17 protein-coding genes, 4 tRNA genes and 2 pseudogenes are annotated in these 18,216 nt (G+C 70.8%); 11 read left to right on the top strand and 12 right to left on the bottom strand.

Annotated features, from left to right (window positions below; genetic code table 11):
- Positions 1–146: 146 nt before the first annotated feature.
- Complete coding sequence (locus AB0C28_RS27640) at positions 147–515, bottom strand: hypothetical protein (RefSeq protein ID WP_326642252.1); 369 nt, start codon at positions 513–515, stop codon at positions 147–149.
- An 8-nt stretch (positions 516–523) separates the two neighbouring features.
- Positions 524–1,246: an SDR family oxidoreductase gene (locus AB0C28_RS27635; protein WP_357850917.1), complete on the bottom strand. Its 723-nt coding sequence runs from the start codon at positions 1,244–1,246 to the stop codon at positions 524–526.
- Between the two features lie 104 nt (positions 1,247–1,350).
- Between AB0C28_RS27635 and AB0C28_RS27630 the strand changes: the two genes are divergently transcribed.
- Positions 1,351–2,187: a helix-turn-helix transcriptional regulator gene (locus AB0C28_RS27630; RefSeq protein ID WP_357850915.1), complete on the top strand. Its 837-nt coding sequence runs from the start codon at positions 1,351–1,353 to the stop codon at positions 2,185–2,187.
- Positions 2,188–2,383: 196 nt separating this feature from the next.
- On the opposite strand, the gene AB0C28_RS27625 is transcribed toward AB0C28_RS27630, so the two are convergent.
- The gene (locus tag AB0C28_RS27625; protein WP_358078442.1) at positions 2,384–2,617 is read right to left on the bottom strand and encodes a hypothetical protein; all 234 of its coding nucleotides are present in this window, start codon (positions 2,615–2,617) and stop codon (positions 2,384–2,386) included.
- A 216-nt stretch (positions 2,618–2,833) separates the two neighbouring features.
- On the opposite strand from AB0C28_RS27625, the pseudogene AB0C28_RS27620 reads away from it, so the two are divergent.
- Together AB0C28_RS27620 and AB0C28_RS27615 are read left to right on the top strand one after the other, a co-directional pair.
- Positions 2,834–2,935, top strand: a pseudogene (locus AB0C28_RS27620) (hypothetical protein); the annotation flags it as partial.
- Positions 2,936–2,999: 64 nt separating this feature from the next.
- Positions 3,000–3,305, top strand: a pseudogene (locus tag AB0C28_RS27615) (tyrosine-type recombinase/integrase); the annotation flags it as partial.
- A gap of 106 nt (positions 3,306–3,411) precedes the next feature.
- On the opposite strand, the gene AB0C28_RS27610 reads toward AB0C28_RS27615, so the two are convergent.
- Positions 3,412–3,483 (bottom strand) — tRNA-Val (locus AB0C28_RS27610).
- 462 nt (positions 3,484–3,945) lie between these two features.
- Here AB0C28_RS27610 and AB0C28_RS27605 point away from each other — a divergent pair.
- Entirely contained in the window at positions 3,946–4,362 is a 417-nt protein-coding gene (locus AB0C28_RS27605; RefSeq protein WP_103958541.1) for an SsgA family sporulation/cell division regulator, read from the top strand.
- Between the two features lie 33 nt (positions 4,363–4,395).
- On the opposite strand, the gene AB0C28_RS27600 is transcribed toward AB0C28_RS27605, so the two are convergent.
- Positions 4,396–4,929 (bottom strand): DUF305 domain-containing protein, encoded by a 534-nt coding sequence (locus AB0C28_RS27600; protein ID WP_358078439.1) that lies wholly within the window; start codon positions 4,927–4,929, stop codon positions 4,396–4,398.
- Positions 4,930–5,258: 329 nt separating this feature from the next.
- Between AB0C28_RS27600 and AB0C28_RS27595 the strand changes: the two genes are divergently transcribed.
- Complete coding sequence (locus AB0C28_RS27595; protein ID WP_357850848.1) at positions 5,259–6,482, top strand: hypothetical protein; 1,224 nt, start codon at positions 5,259–5,261, stop codon at positions 6,480–6,482.
- A 44-nt stretch (positions 6,483–6,526) separates the two neighbouring features.
- On the opposite strand, the gene AB0C28_RS27590 is transcribed toward AB0C28_RS27595, so the two are convergent.
- From AB0C28_RS27590 to AB0C28_RS27580, 3 genes are read right to left on the bottom strand one after another with little or no spacing between them, the layout of a single operon-like run.
- Positions 6,527–7,357 (bottom strand): aminotransferase class IV, encoded by an 831-nt coding sequence (locus AB0C28_RS27590; protein WP_357850845.1) that lies wholly within the window; start codon positions 7,355–7,357, stop codon positions 6,527–6,529.
- Entirely contained in the window at positions 7,358–8,383 is a 1,026-nt protein-coding gene (locus AB0C28_RS27585; protein WP_358078437.1) for a chorismate-binding protein, read from the bottom strand.
- On the bottom strand, positions 8,350–9,267 hold the full coding sequence (locus tag AB0C28_RS27580) for a LysR family transcriptional regulator (protein WP_357850839.1): 918 nt from the start codon (positions 9,265–9,267) through the stop codon (positions 8,350–8,352). The genes AB0C28_RS27585 and AB0C28_RS27580 overlap by 34 nt, the downstream gene beginning before the upstream one ends.
- A 58-nt stretch (positions 9,268–9,325) precedes the next feature.
- Between AB0C28_RS27580 and AB0C28_RS27575 the strand changes: the two genes are divergently transcribed.
- Positions 9,326–10,531 carry a Rid family hydrolase gene (locus tag AB0C28_RS27575; RefSeq protein ID WP_358078434.1) on the top strand — a complete coding sequence of 402 codons (1,206 nt, stop codon included), beginning with the start codon at positions 9,326–9,328 and terminating at the stop codon, positions 10,529–10,531.
- A 28-nt stretch (positions 10,532–10,559) separates the two neighbouring features.
- Here AB0C28_RS27575 and hutH read toward each other — a convergent pair whose 3' ends face one another.
- The 3 genes from hutH to AB0C28_RS27560 form a co-directional block, all read right to left on the bottom strand.
- The gene (hutH, locus tag AB0C28_RS27570; protein WP_358078431.1) at positions 10,560–12,110 is read right to left on the bottom strand and encodes a histidine ammonia-lyase; all 1,551 of its coding nucleotides are present in this window, start codon (positions 12,108–12,110) and stop codon (positions 10,560–10,562) included.
- A gap of 16 nt (positions 12,111–12,126) precedes the next feature.
- Positions 12,127–12,834: a winged helix-turn-helix domain-containing protein gene (locus AB0C28_RS27565; protein ID WP_357850831.1), complete on the bottom strand. Its 708-nt coding sequence runs from the start codon at positions 12,832–12,834 to the stop codon at positions 12,127–12,129.
- Positions 12,835–12,924: 90 nt separating this feature from the next.
- On the bottom strand, positions 12,925–13,476 hold the full coding sequence (locus tag AB0C28_RS27560; protein WP_358078428.1) for a hemerythrin domain-containing protein: 552 nt from the start codon (positions 13,474–13,476) through the stop codon (positions 12,925–12,927).
- Between the two features lie 135 nt (positions 13,477–13,611).
- Here AB0C28_RS27560 and AB0C28_RS27555 point away from each other — a divergent pair, with 135 nt between their 5' ends.
- From AB0C28_RS27555 to AB0C28_RS27535, 5 genes are all read left to right on the top strand, one after another.
- Positions 13,612–14,340, top strand: coding sequence for an SDR family oxidoreductase (locus AB0C28_RS27555; RefSeq protein ID WP_357850825.1), 729 nt, complete (start codon positions 13,612–13,614; stop codon positions 14,338–14,340).
- 80 nt (positions 14,341–14,420) lie between these two features.
- Positions 14,421–14,492 (top strand) — tRNA-Gly (locus tag AB0C28_RS27550).
- A gap of 15 nt (positions 14,493–14,507) precedes the next feature.
- A tRNA-Cys gene (locus AB0C28_RS27545) sits at positions 14,508–14,578 on the top strand.
- A 6-nt stretch (positions 14,579–14,584) separates the two neighbouring features.
- Positions 14,585–14,659: transfer RNA gene (locus AB0C28_RS27540), tRNA-Val, on the top strand.
- A 175-nt stretch (positions 14,660–14,834) separates the two neighbouring features.
- Entirely contained in the window at positions 14,835–17,789 is a 2,955-nt protein-coding gene (locus AB0C28_RS27535) for a hypothetical protein (RefSeq protein WP_358078426.1), read from the top strand.
- Between the two features lie 15 nt (positions 17,790–17,804).
- Here the strand turns inward: AB0C28_RS27535 and AB0C28_RS27530 are convergent, their stop codons facing one another.
- The gene (locus tag AB0C28_RS27530) at positions 17,805–18,185 is read right to left on the bottom strand and encodes an ester cyclase (protein WP_357850819.1); all 381 of its coding nucleotides are present in this window, start codon (positions 18,183–18,185) and stop codon (positions 17,805–17,807) included.
- Between the last annotated feature and the right edge of the window lie 31 nt (positions 18,186–18,216).

Raw genomic sequence — 18,216 nt, 5'->3', positions numbered from 1 at the left:
ATGGTGAGCCCGATGGTCGGCGAGCTGACCGGGATCTGGCGCCCCGGCCTGGCACCGGGCGCTCGAGCCGTTGACGGCCGACCAGCCGCCGGCTGTTCCTCGAAGCGATGACGATGTACGAGAACGGTCTCCCTCGCGCAGCGAGGTCAAACCCAACGTCGAATGGCGTCGATCGTTGTTTCCGGTGAGGTGTTGAAGCAGAAACGAATTCCGGGAGTCGTCGCCGCCAGAACGTTGATCAGCCGTTCGAACAGGAGGGTGTGCTCAGGGACCATGCGCACGCCACCTCCGATCATGACCACGTCGAAGGGCCCCTCCGGCAACCGGTCACGGACGGTCTTTTCTGCCTCGTCCGGGTCGGTGCCGACCATGCACGGCACCGCGTCGAGGCCCGCCGCGCGCAGAGCCGCGTTGCCCTGCTCGATCCGTGCGGTGAGCGTCGCCTCGTCAAGGCCGGGAAATCCGGTGTAGTCGATCGCGCTCGGGTGCAGTCCGATCGTCAGGATCTTGGTCATTTTCACTCCTACCATGGAACGGGGCCATCACTGCCGAAGAAGCCTGCCGTCGGCCCGCCGGGGTCCGACGTGGCCAACTTGATGATCGCGGCGGCTCCCTCCGTGACGGTGTGGACACCCGTGTGATGGTTCATATCAGTGGCGGGGTTGCCCGGGTCCGCGGCGTTGACCTGGAATCCAGGCAGCGCCCGGGCGTACTGGGAGACGATCATGTTGAGCGCCGCCTTCGACGAGGCGTAGTCCAGGCTCAGAAAGCCGTACTCGGGGCGGGCGGAGTCACCGGCGTATGCCAGCGAGGCGAGAGAGCTGGACACCATGACGATACGGGGTTGCTGCGACCTGTGGAGCAACGGCAGGAACGCGTGGGTGACCCGCACCTGGCCGAACACGTTCACCTCATACAGCACGCGGAGGGCGTCGGCGTCCATGTCGGCCGGACTCAGCATCGGGCCGCCGACGCCGGCGTTGTTGACGAGCACGTCCAGTTGATCCACCCGCTCGGAGACGGCCTTCACAGCCGCCGCTACTGACTCGTCCGAGGTGACGTCGAGCTCGACGAACTCCACCTCGGCGCCCTCCTTCGCCAGCTCCTCGGCGGCTCGGCTGCCGCGCTCGCGGTCCCGCGCCGCCAGGAAGACCTGCCATCCCTTTCCGGCCAGTTGACGGACGGTCTCCCGGCCCAGCCCCTTGTTTGCTCCGGTGACCAACGCCACTGTCTTCGGTTCTGTCATGGAGCAGATCCTCGCCGAGCGCGCCCGGGGCCCACCAGGACCGGTGTGGCCTAGGACCGGCCGTACCACCCGGGCCGAGGCCGGGTGTGAGGCATAGTTGAGGGGTGAACCGTGCAGAACTCGCCGAAATCCTCCGCACGTCCCGGGCTCGGGTACGACCGCACGACGTCGGACTGCCGGCTGGAACGCGCCGCCAGGTGCCGGGTCTGCGCCGAGAGGAACTGGCCATGCTCGCGGGTCTGAGTGTCGACTATGTGGTCCGGCTGGAGCAAGGGCGCGGACCTCGTCCTTCCCGTCAGGTCATCGCCGCGTTGGCTCAGGCCCTGCGGCTCGACGACGACGACCGCGACCTGCTGTTCCGGCTCGCAGGCCACGAGCCGCCCGAGGCGGGGCGGATCGCGATGGTCGTACGGCCGAGCGTGCTCCGGCTGCTGGACCGCATGGCGGACCTCCCCGTGCTGGTGCTGTCGGCCAAGGGAGACGTCCTGGCCTGGAACCCCCTCGGGGCGGCGCTCCAAGGCGATATGTCCGCCTGGCCGCCGGGGCGGCGCAACCTCATCTGGCAACGTTTCCTCGGCAGCAGCCGCTGCCAGGTCGCCGCGCAGGCGGAGGAGGACGACGCGGCCGCCCACGCCTCGGTCGGCACGCTGCGTGCCGCACAGGCCCGATACCCCGGCGACCCCGACCTGATCCAGCTGATCGCGGACCTACGTCGGGGCAGCCCGCGGTTCGACGAGCTCTGGCGGGAGGGACGGTCCTCCCCGTGGCGTACCGCGACCAAGACCATCAAGCACCCCAGCCTGGGCACGATCTCGCTCGACTCCGACGTCATGCTGCTCCCGGACGGTCACCAAACCGTGCTCGTGTACTCGGCCGAACCGGGGTCCCCGGAAGCGACCGCGCTCGACATGCTGCGGGTGATCGGGCTGCAGCAGGTCTGAGGGCGGTTCGCAGTGGGCTCATCAAGTGGCTCTCGATGTTTGCGGGTCATCCCGGGATCGGACCGTCACCGTCCGACATTCCTCAACCGGCCTCGGGGAACAATCGAACAGCCAATAGCGGTAAGCCGTTCCGAGCCTGGTCAGGAGCCCCATTCAGACCAGGTGTTTGACCCTTGATAAGGGGCGTTACCGTGAGTCAGAGAGCCCTCGGGCTACGGGGAGCGCGCCGTCTTTGAGCGGCGCGGCGGTCGGCCACGCGCAGCACAGGCGCGAGCTCCTCCCAGGTGACCCCGGCCTGGCGGGCAGCGTCGATCAGGTCGGGTTCGACCTCGGTCAGCCAGTCGCGCAGCTCGGCGAGCAGGGTCAGGGCGGCCAGGGCTTCATCGCCGGAGGGCCGGGGGCCGTCCTTGGAGCGGTACGGGCTGGTCAAGTTGTGGACGTTGGTGATGTCGCCAGCGTTGTGAGTGGCGTATCCGGATGGGACGAAGCGCGTGTTCGGGCTCTCCTCGCGCAGGAAGCGACGTGCGTCGTACGAGCTGGTCAGGTCTTAGGCAGGCTTCATGGGCACGCAGCTCCGGGTGTCGTCAAAGTGATGACAGATGTGTCGTCACTACGATGACATGCCGTCTGCCCCTACCGCTATTGGCTGCTCCGTTGTTCCCCGAGACCGTATCAGGAGGCGGGGGATCTGAGCCGGGCCATCCCACTGTACGAGGCCACGCTGGCCGACTGCGAACGGGTGCTCGGCGTCGACCACCCGGCAACATCACACCCGCCAAGTAGCTCACAAGTTCAGGGCAGGCGAGGCATGGCAAGATCACAATCTGGTGTTCTGCACGAGCGTCGGCACTCCCCTGGACGCCGCCAACGTCCGGCGGGTCTTCCGCAAGATCACCAAGGACGCGAAGATCGGAACCAACTGGACACCCCGTGAGCTGCGTCACTCGTTCGTCTCCATCATGAGCGACCAGGGCGTGCCCATCGAGGCCATCGCCGATCTCGTCGGGCACGCGGGCACCAGCGTCACGGAAGCGGTCTACCGGCATCAGCTCAGACCCGTGATCACGAAGGGCGCCCACACCATGAACACCATCTTCGGCGACAGCCGACACGGGTAGAGCCTCCGAGTGAGATGGCTCCCCGATTGGCTCCCATCGACTCCCCAGACACGGAAGAGGGGCCTCGGAGTGACTCCGAAACCCCTTCTCACCTGCATCTTCGCGGTGGGCGATACTGGGATCGAACCAGTGACCTCTTCGGTGTGAACGAAGCGCTCTCCCGCTGAGCTAATCGCCCGCCCTGTCGGTGCCTTGCGGTGCCGACGTGGAAAACCATACCGCACTCCGGGGCCCACGGCGAAACCAATACGGGGGCGGACGATCAAGGAGGGGTAGCTCAGGGTGTCGGGTCAGAGGGATTCGGGTGAAACGCGGCGGTTGCCCATCGGCACGGCGGGCGGGTGGCATACCATCGTCGTGTCCCGGAAGACATCGGCCACGATCTTTGGTGAGAAACGTTCATGGGCGGCGCGTCCGGGGCAGGCTCCACAGCACGCAAAACCCTTGCAAATACGACCCGATTGATGCCGTTTAGCCTGGTAGATGCCTAAATGTCCAGCTGTGATGTGCGTTACAGAAGGCCCTGGAAGCGGAATCTTTCCTACAGGTTTCTTCGTTCCGCGTCATAGCTCGCGACGAAGTCCGTCAGAGCAGTGAAAGCCCCGAAGAGGGGACCTACGACGAAAAGGTTTGGCTGACGATGAACAGCACCACCGTCTCCGCCGAGCTTGGCCTTCGGCTTGTGGTCCCCGACCGTACGACCGTCCCCCTGCTCGCCGGACTGAGTTACACAGCCGACGACCCTTACGCCATCCGCATGGCCTTCCACGTAGGGAACGACGAACCGGTCGAGTGGATCTTCGCCCGCGAGTTGCTGACCGTGGGCATCGTGAGGCGTGTCGGCGACGGCGATGTGCAGGTGTGGCCCGCACGTGCCGACGGCGAGCGCACCTTGCACATCAGCTTGACGTCCCCGTTCGGGCAGGCTCTGTTCGAGGTGCCGCTGGCCCCGCTGACGGAGTTCCTGCACCGTACGTACGAGAAAGTGCCGGCCGGGCGTGAGACCGACTACATGGATCTCGATGCTGAGTTGACCAATATGTTGTGGCCGTCCTGAGCGAGGCCATAGCACCCTTCTCATGAGCGAGCGCTAGGCCGGGAGGGATTGCAGGACCTCGCGCATGCGGGCGATCTCGATGCTCTGCCCCGAGTAGACGTCCTTGGCCAGCAGCCGCATGCGCTGGTCGCGGCCCCCGGCCAGTTCCTCCCCCGCCATCTTCACCGCCCCCTCGTGGTGCCTGGTCATGAGCTGCAGGAACATGCGGTCGAAGACCCCTCCCTGGGCGGCGCGCAGCGCGTTCAGCTGCTCCTGGGTGGCCATGCCGTAGCCGGGGTCCATCGTGTGCGTGTGCCCGGCGGGGGTGTCGCGGCCCAGTTCGCGTAGCCAGGTGGTCATGGCCTTGATCTCCGGGGTCTGGGCGGCGGCGATCTGGCGGGCGAACGAGCGGATGGCCGGCGTCGTCGTCCGCGCCTCCACCAGTGAGGTCATCTCCAGCGCCTGCCGGTGGTGCGGGATCATCCCCTCCGCGAAGCGCACGTCCGAGGCGACCGTGGCGGCCGGGGTCTGCCCGACGCGCTCCCCCGGTGCGGCCGTACGGGCCGGAACGCCGGGGCTGCCGGGCACGATGACCGGCGCCTGCGTACCTATGGGTGACGGCCCGGCGGGCCGAGGTGGCTCCGGTGTGCACGCAGTAAGCGCAAATGTCGCCATAACTGTGATGATTACCGTACGCGGCCTCGAACCTGCTGACATAGCTTCCATAGTGAGCTACGAGACAAAGGGGATGCGCGTTGATCTCTGCCACATTGCGCGGAGCGTTGCTGTGCACGGCGCTGTTAATGGCCTCCGCCTGCGCCGCGGAGCCACCCGCGGCCGGTACGCCGACGTCCGCCAGTCCGCAGGAGAGCAGCGCTCCGGCTAGCACGCCCGCCGCGTCGCCCACGGGTGACGTGATGACGAGCGCGAACGTCGAGCACGTCGCCCACATCCCGCGGGCGGCCCCGTTCGACGGGGAGGCCGACTTCAACACCGATCTGGCCTTCCAGGGCGACTACGCCTATGTCGGGAACTTCGGCGGTTTCGCGATCTACGACATCAGCGACCCGGAGAAGCCGGAGGTCGTCAGCCAGGTGGCCTGCCCGGCGCAGCAGAACGACGTGACGGTGCACGAGAACCTGCTGATCCTGTCGATCGACGAGCCGCGCGGCGGCCCGGAGTGCGACTCGGGCGAAGGCCAGCGCAAGTGGGAGGGCCTGCGCATCTTCGACATCAGCGACAAGAAGAGCCCTGAGTACGTCGGCGCGGTCCAGACCGAGTGCGGCTCCCACACCCACACGATGGTCCCCGCCGGGGAGAGCCTCTACGTGTACGTCTCGTCGCCGGGCCCGGAACCGGACTCGGAGACCTGCCCCGCCCCCCACGAACTCATCCAGATCGTGGAAGTTCCCATGAAGTCCCCGGAGAAGGCAAAAGTCATCGCGAAGCCGGACATCTTCCCGGACCGGCAGCACTCCGAGTTCGCCTCCGGCTGCCACGACATCACCGCGTACCCGGAGAAGAAGCTGGCCGCGGCCGCCTGCTTCGGTGACGGCGTGCTGCTCGACATCGCCGACCCGGTCAAGCCGAAGGTGCTCCAGCAGCTCACCGACACCGAGAACTTCCAGATCTGGCACTCGGCGACGTTCAACAACGACGGGACGAAGGTCGTGTTCAGCGACGAGCTGGGCGGCGGCGGCCAGGCCACCTGCGACGACAACACCCCGGCCACCAAGGGCGCGAACGCCGTGTACGACCTGGTCGACGGCAAGCTGGAGAAGCGCGGCTACTTCAAGATCCCGAGGGCGCAGCAGGAGGACGAGAACTGCGTGGCCCACAACGGCTCCCTGGTGCCCGTGAAGGGCAAGGACATCATGGTGCAGGCGTGGTATCAGGGCGGCGTGTCGATCTGGGACTTCACCGACTCGTCCGCGCCGAAGGAGATCGGGTTCTTCGAGCGCGGCCCGCACCCGGAAGGGGGCATCGCGGGCTCGTGGTCGGCGTACTACTACAACGGCTACATCTACTCCAGTGACATCCTGGAGGGGCTGGACGTTCTGAAGATCACCGATCCGCTGACCGATCCGGCCGCGGAGGTCAAGATGGACGACTTCAACGTTCAGACGCAGAAGACGTACTGACGCAGCGACCGTGGGCCCGGTGCAGGGCCCACGGTGGTCGCGGGTCAGGGGTTGAGGTCGGCGGCCGAGCGCTCGGCGAAGACCTGCATGGCCTTGGTCGTGATCGGGCCGGGCGCGGCGGGCAGCTCGGTGTCGTCGACCAGCTTGATCGGCTGGACGTCGCGGGTGGTGGAGGTGAGGAACGCCTCCTCGGCCTCGTACAGGGCCTGGAGCGGCACGTCCACCTCCTCGCCCCCGCACCATTCGAGCACCAGCGCCCGGGTGACGCCGGCCAGGCAGCCGGAGCCGAGGGTGGGCGTGAGCAGGCGGCCGTCGCGGACGATGAAGATGTTGGAGCCGGTGCCCTCGCACAGGTTGCCGGCCAGGTTGCCGAAGATGGCCTCGCCGCCGCCGCGCCGCTTCGCGTGCAGCAGCGCCTTGGCGTTGTCGCCGTAGGAGGTGCTCTTGACGCCGGACAGGGCGCCGCGCTCGTTGCGCGGCCACGGGACGACGGCGACGTTGGCCGTCTCGGGGAACGGCTTCTGCTCGTCCACGATGACGACGGAGGTGGTGCCCTGGTCGCCGCGGTCGGAGCCGAGCGGGCCCGGGCCGCTGGTGTAGGTGACGCGGATGCGCCCGAGGGACCAGGCGGGCGCGACGGCCAGGAGCCGGTCGATGCCGTCGGCGATGGCCTCGACGTCGGGGTCGGGCAGGTCCATGCGCTGGGCGGAGAGCGTGAGCCGGTCGAGGTGGCGGGTGAGCGCGAACGACTTGCCGTCAACGATCTTGATCGTCTCGAAGACGCCGTCGCCGACCATGAGCCCGTGGTCGAACACCGAGACGGTGGCCTTCCCGGGGTCGATCACTTGCCCGTTGACCCAGACAGGGATGTTCATTCAGATTCCTCCTGTGGATGCCAGCGCGATCAGCCTGGCTGCTTTGAGCTCGGTCTCGAACCACTCGCGCCCGGGGTCGCTGCCCCAGGTGATGCCCGCTCCCGTGCCGAACCGGAGCTCGTCCTGCCCGTCGGCCGAGGGCGAGATCCAGAATGTCCTGATGCCTACGGCCAGCGCCGCCCTGCCTCGGTCGGCGTCGACCCAGCCCACGGCCCCACAGTACGGGCCCCGGGGGACCGGTTCGAGCTCATTGATGATGCGCAGAGCCGACGACTTCGGCGCGCCCGTGACAGATCCGGGCGGGAAGGTCGCGGCGAAGAGCTCGGGCCAGCCTGCCCCCTGCGCGAGCCGGGCGCGCACGGTGGAGACGAGATGGACCATCCCCGGGTATTCCTCGACCGCGCACAACGACGGCACCTCGACGGAGCCGACGGCCGCGACCCGGCCGAGGTCGTTGCGCACGAGGTCGACGATCATAACGTTTTCGGCGTAGTCCTTTTCGAGCAGGTCGTCCACGGTCTCGGCCGTGCCCTTGATGGGCCCGGACTCGATGACGTCGCCGTCGCGCGACAGGTACAGCTCCGGCGAGGCCGAGACCACGCTGAGGCCGGGGACCTGGATCACGGCCGCGTACGACGCCGGGTGGGCTTCGGCGAGCCGGGCGGCCAGCGCGAGCGGGTCGGCGTCGTGCGGGACGGGCGCGCGCAGGACCCGGCAGAGGTTGGCCTGGTAGACCTCGCCCTGCTCGATGTAGTCCCTGATGGCGCGCACGCCGCGCTCGTAGCCGGCCCGGTCGAGGGAACTGCGCCACTGGTCGGGGCGGGGGCCACGCCAGGGGGCGGCGGGAGTGGGCAGGGGTGCGCGGCGCACCCGGTCGAACCGGGCGCACGTCACCTTGCCCTCGTAGTCGACGACGACGGCCCACCAGCCCTCGCTGTCGAGCGCGGCGAGGTCTGAGGCCACGTCGCGCAACCCGGTGGCGAGCATGTGACCTAAGTAGGCGAAACCGTCGTACACGTCTTCCATTGTCCCAGCATCCGGACCAGCTCCAGCGCGGCGGGCAGTGGCGGATCGGGCAGGGCCGCGTAGACCTTCCGTACGGGCGCCGTACCCTTCAGCGGTTTGAGCACCAGATCCGGCGGTACGGCCCGCGCCGCGAGCTCCGGCACCAGCGTCACCCCGAGCCCCGCGGCGACGAACCCGAACTTGCCCGACCATTCGGCCACCCGCAGCCCGCTGCGCGGCGTGAAGCCGGCCGCCGCGCACGCCGTCACCAGCAGCGTCGGCTGGCCGCGCGGCGCGGCCTCGATCCAGGTCTCGGTGGCCAGGTCGCACAGGTCCACCTCCGGCTCGGCGGCCAGCCGGTGCCCGGCGGGCAGGGCGACGAACAGCCGGTCCTCGATCAGCGGCACGGTGGTCGCGTCTCCCGCCGGCAGGCCGGCCGGATAGTCGCTGATGACGGCCACGTCGAGGGCGCCCGCGTGCAGCCGGTCCATCAGGCGGGCGCTGAGCCCCTCCGTCAGCCGCAGCTCCACGCGCGGGTTACGGCTCGCGAACCGCTTGAACGTGCCCGGCACCAGGTCGACGTTGGCCGTGGCGAACGCGCCCACCCGCAGCGTGCCGCCGCGCCCGCCGTGGATGGCGGCCAGCTCCTCCCCCGCGCGGTCGAGCCGGTCGAGCACGGCCACGGCGTGCCGGTGCAGCGCCGCGCCGGCGGGCGTGAGGCGCACGCCCCGGGCCAGGCGCTCGAACAGCGGCCCGCCGGCGGCGCGCTCCAGCGCGGCCACGCGGCGGGAGACCGCGGACTGGGTGTATCCGAGCAGCTCGGCGGCGGCGGTGAACGAGCCGCTCCGCGCGACCTCGTCGAACAGGTGCAGCGCCGCGGTGTCAAAGGCATTCGTGTCAGGCATGGCTGGTATGCAATCTAGTCGGTGGTGGAATACCTCGCGACGGGGTTCACTGAGGCACGTGACTGCATTTCTCGGACAGATCGCATTTCTCGGGCAGGGACGCATGGGCGTCCCGATGGCGCGGCGGCTCATGGTGGCCGGGCACAAGGTGACGACGTGGCGGCGCGCGGACGGCGTGGCGGTGGCCGACGCGGTCGAGGGGGCCGAGCTGGTCATCACCATGCTCAGCGATCCCGCGGCGGTGCGCGAGGTGCTGACGGCGGCGCTGCCGGGGCTGCGGCCCGGCGCGACGGTGGTGGAGATGTCCACGATCGGCCCCGAGGCGGTGCACGCGCTGCGCGCGCTGCTCCCGCCGGAGGTGGGGCTGGTGGACGCGCCGGTGCTGGGCAGCGTGGGGCCGGCCGCGGAGGGCGGTCTGACGATGCTGGCCGGCGGTGACGTGGCGGGATGCCGCGAGGTGCTGTCGGTGTTCGGCTCCGTACGCGAGACCGGGCCGCTGGGGTCAGGCGCGGCCATGAAGCTCGCCGTCATGAGCGCGCTCGTGCCCGCGCAGGTGCTGGTGGCGGAGACGCTCGCGTACGGGCGGGCGCACGGCGTGGACCGTGGCGCGCTGCTCGACGTGCTGGCGGGCACCCCGCTCGGCGCGATGGCCGAGCGGCTGCGGACCCCGGCGGAGGAGACCAGGTACTCGCTCGGGCACGCCACCAAGGACCTGGAGCTGGCGGCCTGGGAGGGTGCCTCGATGGCCGCGTCCGCGAGGGCCAGGCTGCAGGAAGCACGGGCCGCCGGGCTGGGCGGGCGCGACCTGACGGCCATCGCGGTCCACGTCGGCGGGGACCCCGTCGACGAGCCTTCCCCTGAGCGTCCTGGGCGGCGGGCCGTGCCGCTGAACCTGCCCACGATTCCCGCCACGAACGGCTTCTACTCGCACGCCGTCCGGGCCGGCGACACCCTCTACGTCTCCGGGCAGGCGGCCTTCGACGAGCGGGGCGAGGTGGTCGGGCCCGGCTCCATGGAGGTCCAGGCCGAGTACGTCTTCCAGGTCATCGCCCGCATCCTGGCCGATCAGGGGGCGACGTTCGAGGACGTGGCGTTCATCCGGACGTACCTGACGGACATGGAGGACAGGGCCGCGCTCGGGCGGGTGCGCCGGAAGTACATCACCGGCACGCCCCCGGCCAGCACGACGGTGGAGGTGTCGAAGCTGTTCCTGCCGGGTCTGGTGCTGGAGGTGGACCTGATCGTGGCCCTGCCGGGCCGCTAGGAGACGGGCCCGGCAGATCGGCGGCCACTCAGGCGAGCGGGCCCGTGACCGACTCGGCCGCCGCGACGACGCCGCCATCGGCCACCAGCCGCACGGCCGACTCGATCTCCGGGGCCAGGAAGCGGTCGGGGCCCGGCGCGGGCACGGTCTCGCGCAGCGCCCTGACCACGGCCGCCGTCGCGGGCGCCGGCTCCAGCGGCGCGCGCAGGTCGAGGGCGCGGGCGGCGGTGAGCACCTCCACGGCCAGCACCCTGGTCAGCCCGTCCACGGACCTGCGCAGCTTGCGCGCGGCCGACCAGCCCATGGAGACGTGGTCCTCCTGCATGGCCGAGCTGGGGATGGAGTCGACGCTGGCGGGCACGGCCAGCCGCTTCAGCTCCGAGACGATGGCCGCCTGGGTGTACTGGGCGATCATGTGGCCGGAGTCGACGCCGGGGTCGTCGGCCAGGAACGCGGGCAACCCGTGGTTGCGGGCGACGTCCAGGAAGCGGTCCGTCCGGCGTTCGGACATGGAGGCCAGGTCGGCGGCCACGACGGCGAGGAAGTCCAGCACGTACGCGACCGGCGCGCCGTGGAAGTTGCCGTTGGACTCCACCCTCCCGTCGTCCAGCACGGCCGGGTTGTCGACGGCGCTGGCCAGCTCCCAGCCGGCCACGGTGGCGGCGTGCGCGATCGTGTCGCGGGCCGCCCCGGCGACCTGGGGGGCGCAGCGCAGCGAGTACGCGTCCTGCACGCGCGTGCAGTCGTCCGGGTCGCGGTGGCTGGCCATGACGCCCGAGTCGCGCAGGACCTTGGTCATGTTGGCGGCGGAGAGCGCGAGGCCCGGGTGCGGCCGCAGCGCCTGCAACTCGGGGGCGAACACGCGGTCGGTGCCGAGCAGGGCCTCCACGCTCATCGCGGCGCTCACGTCGGCGGTCCTGACGAGCCTGGTGAGGTCGTCGAGGGCCAGGATGAGCATGCCGAGCATGCCGTCCGTGCCGTTGATCAGCGCCAGGCCCTCCTTGGCGGCCAGCTCGACCGGCTCGATCCTGGCCTGCTTGAGCGCCTCGGCCGCCGGTCGCACGGTCCCCGAGGCGTCCCGTACGACGCCCTCGCCCATGAGGGTGAGCGCCACGTGCGCCAGCGGGGCCAGGTCGCCGGAGCAGCCGAGGCTGCCGTACTCGTGCACGATCGGCGTGATGCCCGAGCTGATCAGCGCGGCCAGGGTCTTGGCCGTGGTCGGCCTGATGCCCGTGTGGCCGGTGGCCAGGGTGTGCAGGCGCAGCAGCATGAGCGCGCGCACCACCTCGGTCTCCACCTCGGGGCCGTTGCCGGCCGCGTGGGAGCGCACCAGCGAGCGCTGGAGCTGGGCGCGCAGCGCGGGGTCGATGTGGCGGGTGGCCAGGGCCCCGAACCCGGTCGAGATGCCGTACGCGGGCGTGGGGCTCTCGGCCAGCTCGTCCACCCGCTGGCGGGCCGCCGCGACGGCGGCGATGGCGTCGTCGGTGAGCTGGACGGGGGCCCCGTGGCGGGCCACCCTGATGACGTCCTCGAAGCTCAGCGGCTCAGGACCGACGTTCACGACTCCGTTGTCGCCCATGTTGCGTCTCTCCCACTCAGGTAACCGGCGTACCCGATGTTAGCTCCTTACTTCCGAAGAGTTCCGCCAGCCCCTCCTCCCCCGCCTCTGTGAGGGTCACGGCCCTGGGCACGCTGTCCCGGCGGTACCACCCGCGTTCGAACAGCACCTCCGTGATCGCCGCGCCGAGCGCCCCGCCGAGGTGCGCCCTGCGCTCGGTCCAGTCGAGGCATTCGGGTGCGAAGCGCCGCCTGGATCCGCGCGCGCCCGCCACGTCCACGCCCAGCCGCGCCAGCAGCCGTTCCCCCGACTCGGTCAGGTCGCCGCCCGCGAGGTGGCCGCCCGCCACGAGCCGGTCGAGCAGGCCCACGCCGGCTCGGCCCGCGAGGTGGTCGTAGCACGTACGGGCCTCCTCCAGCCGCCTGGCCTGCCGGGACTGGCGCAGCGAGCGTACCGGGGGGCGGGCGCTGATCCTGGCCAGCACCTCCAGCACCTCGGCCACCTCGTGCCCGGACAGGCGGTAGTAGCGGTGGCGGCCCTGGCGTACGACGTCGACCAGCCCGCCGTCCAGCAGCCTGGCGAGGTGGGCGCTGGCGGTGGCCGCGCTCACGCCGGCCATCCTGGCCAGTTCCCCCGCCGCCAGGGCGCGACCGTCGAGCAGGGCCGTCAGGATCGCCGCCCGCGTGGGATCGGCGATCAGCGCGGCGACGGGCGCGATGTCGGCGTCACGAGCGATGTACTCCATGCCCAACACGCTAATACGTTGACATTTCGCCCACGGTCAAAGGATGTCGTGCTGCTTTTACCTGCTTTGACCTGCTTTAGTCTGGGGCCGTCAGCGTTTGCCCAGCGCCTTGCGGATCAGGTCGCGCGCTCGGTCCATGATCGCGGCGGGCGGGCCCATCAGCAGGTTCCTGGTCAGGGACTCCGTGCCGGGATGCGGGCGTGACGGCGCCAGCGACTCCGCCGCCCGTACGGCCGCCGCCATGGCCCTGCGCTCCGCCACGGAGGTGCGGGCGCGCAGCCTGGCGAACTCGTAGCGCTCCTCGCTGCGCGCGTGCGCGGTCACGGCGGTGCGGAGCTCGGCCAGGCGGTCCCAGAAGCGCGGATGGTCCACGCCGGCCTTGTGCAGGGCGACGAGCATGCGCTTGGCCCTGTTCTCCTCGGTCAGCCGGTCGGCTACGACGCCCTGGCCGTTGTCGAGCTTCCTGCGCGCGTACGGGTGGACGATCTCCTCCTCGGCCGTCTCGTGGACGGACATGAGGTGCGTCAGCCGGTCGAACGCCTCACCGACCTTGTCCGCCGGCGCCCGCTCCACTTCGTCGAACAGGTCCCTGATCCGGCCGTGCTGGGCCACCAGCAGGTCGATGACATCGTGTTCAGCCACGTCCGCGCCTTACCCTGTCCGGCCCGCCCGCACGCGCGTCCATACCGAACGCAGTCCGCCCGGACACCGAACCCGGAGCCTGCCCGTACGGACCGCCCTCGGCCCGGGGCCCGCCGCTGGCTACAGTCGGGTCCTATGACGTCTCATGTCGCGCTCGTGACCGGCGCCTCGCGCGGCCTCGGCACCGTGATCGCCCGCCGGCTGGCCGCGGACGGTTTCGCCGTCGCCGTCAACTACTCCAAAGATCGTGACGGGGCCGAACGGGTGGCCGGCGCGATCCGCGCCGCCGGCGGCACCGCCGAGACGTTCGCCGCCGACGTCACCGACGAGTCCGCCGTGGCCGGCCTGGTCGCCGCCGTCGCCGAACGGCTCGGCCCCGTGTCGGTCCTGGTGGCCAACGCGACCGGCCCGCAACCGTCCGTCCCGGTCACGGAGCTCACCTGGCAGGACCACCTCGACCAGCTCACCTTCTTCGTCAAGAGCCCGACGCTGCTGGTCCAGGCGGTGCTGCCGGGCATGAGGGAACGCGGCGGCGGGCGCGTCATCCAGATCGGCTCCGACATCGTGGATCGCAAGCTGCCCGGCATGTCCGCCTACACCGCCGCCAAGGGCGCCCAGCACGCGATCACCGAGGTCTGGGCCAAGGAGCTGGGCCCGTACGGGATCACGGTCAACGTGGTCGCGCCCGGCTGGATCCCGGTCGAGCGGCACGCGGGGCTGGACGAGAGCGGCTACCTCGCGGAGGTGCCGCTGGGCCGGATGGGCACGCCCGAGGACGTGGCCGCGGCGGTGGCGTACCTCGCCTCGGAGGGCGGCGCGTTCGTCACCGGACAGCGCATCACCGTCAACGGCGGCCACACGTGACCTCGGCGCGCGTATTCCAGTTTGGGGACTGGGCCAGTTTTCGCTAGAGTTCTCTCGTCGCCCCGCGAAACGGGGCGAAGGCGGAAGTGGCTCAGTGGTAGAGCATCACCTTGCCAAGGTGAGGGTCGCGGGTTCGAATCCCGTCTTCCGCTCGGAGCTTCCGGCTCGGTGGCGTGGCCGAGAGGCGAGGCAGCGGCCTGCAAAGCCGTCCACACGGGTTCAAATCCCGTCGCCACCTCTGCAAGGACGATTAGCTCAGCGGGAGAGCGCTTCCCTGACACGGAAGAGGTCACTGGTTCAATCCCAGTATCGTCCACCACCTTTCAGGGCCCCGGCTGATGAGCCGGGGCCCTGTTTTTTTCGCCCGACTTCGTCTTGCAGGCCGGCTCGGCGTGGGCCGACTCGGGTCGGCGATAGGCGGAAGCGCTCACCTGGTGGCCACTTCCCGGTCACCGGTATGCGCACTGAGCTCCGTGGCGGGCACATGACGGGGCGTGGCGAAGACGACCCGCACCTTCCTGCTCGCCGCCGCGGGCATCGCGCTCGGGGTCTGCGGCCTGTGCGCGCTGCCGCCCGTCGGCGGTTTCCTGCTCGGGCGGGCCGTGGCGTCCGTGCTGGTCTTCCCCGGACTGGGGCGCGGGCTCGCGGCGGGCACGGCGGTGACGCTGGTGGTCTACGCCGTGTTGCTGACTTTCGGGGCGTACGCGGCGTTCCGGTGGTCGGGGTTCGGTGCGTCGCGGGTCGGGCTGCTCGTGTGCTGGGGGCTGGCGGGCGGGCCCGCCGGGGTGCTGGCGGTGCTGCTGTGGGCGCGGGGGCACGGCGTACCGTTCGAGGAGTATGCCCGGTACGCGGCCTCGTGGGGGATGGCGACCGCCCTGCTGGCCGCGCTGCTCACGATGGCCGCCACGCGCTTCCTGCCCGCCCCGGTCAGCGAGGGATCGTCCGTTCCGGACGGCGAACAGGTCCCGGCGCCCGCCGGCAAGAAGACACCCGCCACCACCCGAAAAGGGACACCCGCCAAGGAAGCGCCCGCTACCACCCGGAAGGGGACACCGGCCACCGGTCGCAAGGGGGCGGCGGTCAAAGACCGGTCGGCCACTCGTAAGAAGGAGTCCCCGAAGCGGCCTCCCACGCTCGTGCGCAGTCTGGCCTTTCACCCTCGCTCCTGGGCGCTGCCGTGTCTGGTGGCCGGGTGGGCGGTGGTGTGGAGCGTGCTGGTGCGGGACCGGCAGCCCCTGATGGCCTGGCTGCCACTGTCTCTGAGCTACTTCACGCAGGTGGCGGTGATCCTGGGGAGCATCGCGGCCGGATACGTGGAGGGCATGCTGCGGCGCCGCTTACCCGTGGAGAGGCGTCCGGGGCGGGCGTTCGTGCTGGCGTGGATCTCGGCGTCGGTGGCGCCCGTCGTGTACGCGGCCGTCGTCGCCATCGACCTCGGCATGCGGGAACGGCTGCTGGCCGCGCCGCTGGACCCGGCCTGGGTCGCCGAGTACCTCGGTGATCTGGGCGCGGTACTGGTGGCCGAGCCCGTACAGGTGGCCCTGCCGCCGCTGGTGCTGGCGCTCGCCGCGGTCGGGGTGCAGTTGGTGCCGCCGCTGCGGAGGGCGGCGGCGGGCACGCCGGATCCGGTGCGCACGGACCGGCGGTGGGCGCTGCTGGTGGCGGGGGCCGCGCTCGCGCTGACGTACTTCTGCCTGGCCGTCACGTCGCGCTTCCCGCTGCTGACGCGGCGGACGTTCGATGCCGAGACGCCCGTGATGCTGCGGGCGCTCGCGCTGCTCTCCCCGCCCGATCCGGTGCTCGGTGGGACGGCGGTGGTGTGGTCGTGGGCGATGGCGGCGGTGTTCGCGGTGGCGGCGGCCGGGCTGGTCTACGTCGCGGCACGGGGGCAGCTCGTCCGGCTCTTTCCCGCCTCCTCCTACGTGGTGCTGGTGGGGGCGCTGGCGCTGGCCACCGCGCTGGCCTGGACCGTGGGCGGGGTGATCGGGCGGGTCGTGACCGAGGAGGAGCCGGTGGGGATCTCGCCCGCGGCGCAGGCGGTGGAGTTCGCCGTGTTCGTGGTGCCGGTGTTCGCGGCGCTGCTGTTCATCGTGCACTCGCAGGTCGGGGTGGCGAGGTTCGCCAGGATCGTGGATCTGGAGGACGAGCAGACCTGGGAGCAGGCGGCCGAACGGTACCGGGCGTGGCGGGAGCGGGTGCGCGATCACGTGCCTTCCTGGCGTGAGCGGTTGATGATCGCCGGCATGGCGACGGCGGGTGCGTTGGTGCCGCTGGTGGTGGCCGGTGCGCTGGTGCAGTTGGTCCCCCTGGGGGCAGCAGGGTCGCCTCGCGGCCTCATCACGGGCGACGGGCTCGGGTCGGGTGGCGGACTCGCCGCGGGTGGCGAGCTCGGGTCCGGTGGCGAACTCGCCACGAGTGGCGGACTCGGATGGGGCGGTGGGCTCAGCACGGGTGGGGAGCTTGGGGCGGGTGGTGGGCTGGGGTTTCCGGTGCCGTCTCTGGTGGCGCCGGTGGCCGACACCCTGACGTGTGCGGCCTATCTGGTGCTGCTCGCGGGGCTGATCTACGTGTCGCTGATGAGGGTGAACCTGCGGGAGCGGCGAGGGGCGGTCTGGGCGGCTGTGTGGGGCGCGTCCGTCGTCGCGGGGGTGGCGGCGGGGCTGGCCACACCGGCGGGCTTTCTGCTGGGGCTGGTCGCGGGGCCGTTCGCGGTCGCGGGGGTGGTGGCGGGGCCGCTGCTGGCGGGGCGGCGCAGGGTGCTCGTGGTCGCGGGCGCGGTGCTGCTGCTGGTCGCGGCGGCGCCGTTGGTGCGAAGGGCGCCGGCCGGTGAGCCTCTCACGATCACGACGGCGACGTGGCGGGCGCGGGCACCGGGGCTCACGGTCGAGATCTCCTACCCGGCGGTCGCGGACGGGCCCGACGCGGCGCGGGCCGGGGCCGCGCTGGTTGCTCCGGTACGCACGCACGTCGAGGAGGTCTTGCGGCGGCACCGGGAGGATCCTTCACGCGCCCCTGGCCCAGCTACCGGCCCGACGGCCACCCCTGCGACTGGTCCCACCACCACCCCGACGACCAGCGCCGTGACCGGGGGCTACACGGTGGTGCGTAACGATGCCGGGGTCGTTTCCGTGCGTTATGCACTGTCCGGCGAGGTCGGCCGGGCCGTCACCTACGGGCGGGCCGAGGGGCGGGTGCTGGAGGTGCGGGACCTGTTCGTCCCCGCCGCCTTCACCCCCGCCGGACGGCGGCAACTGGCCGCCGCGCTGCGGCCGCTGATGCCCAAGGGGCAGGTGCCGAGGACCGTGAGCCTGGACAGCGACCGGCTGCTGGTCAACCTGGCTCCGGGGGCCGTGGAGTTCGCGTTCGGCCGTGACTACTTCTGCGCCCCCTGCGCCCCGGTCACGGTCCGGGTCCTGGACGCACGGCTCGCCGGTCTCAGGCGCGGGTAGCAAGACAGGGCACCGTCAGAACATCCCGTTCCGGTTCAGGGCCTCCGCCGGGATCTCCTGCATGACGTCCCAGTGCTCGACCAGCTTTCCGTCCTTGAGCCGGAAGATGTCCATGATCGCCGTGCCCCGCTGTCCGGGCACGCGGACCGCGTACACGTGCCCGACGACGTAATCGTCCTCGGCGAGCAGGCGTCTGACCTCGACCCGCAACGCCGGGAAGGTCTCCTTCAGCTGGCGCAGCCGCGCCTGGAGGCCGTCGGCGCCGTCGGCGATCAGCGGGTTGTGCTGGGTGTAGCCGTCGCCGACGAGCTTGGCGACGGTGTCGAAGTCCTTTTCGTTGAAGGCGGCCTCGTAGAAGTCGAGGACGGTCTGCTTGTTCGACGCGACGGTGGGCATGCGCACTCCTTGACTGAACGGCCGTAGCGCT

This window comes from Nonomuraea sp. NPDC048892 (assembly GCF_040649735.1).
Classification (GTDB): domain Bacteria; phylum Actinomycetota; class Actinomycetes; order Streptosporangiales; family Streptosporangiaceae; genus Nonomuraea; species Nonomuraea maheshkhaliensis.
The sequence above is the reverse complement of the archived record's forward strand: the minus strand, read 5'-3'. Positions and strand labels throughout refer to the sequence as shown.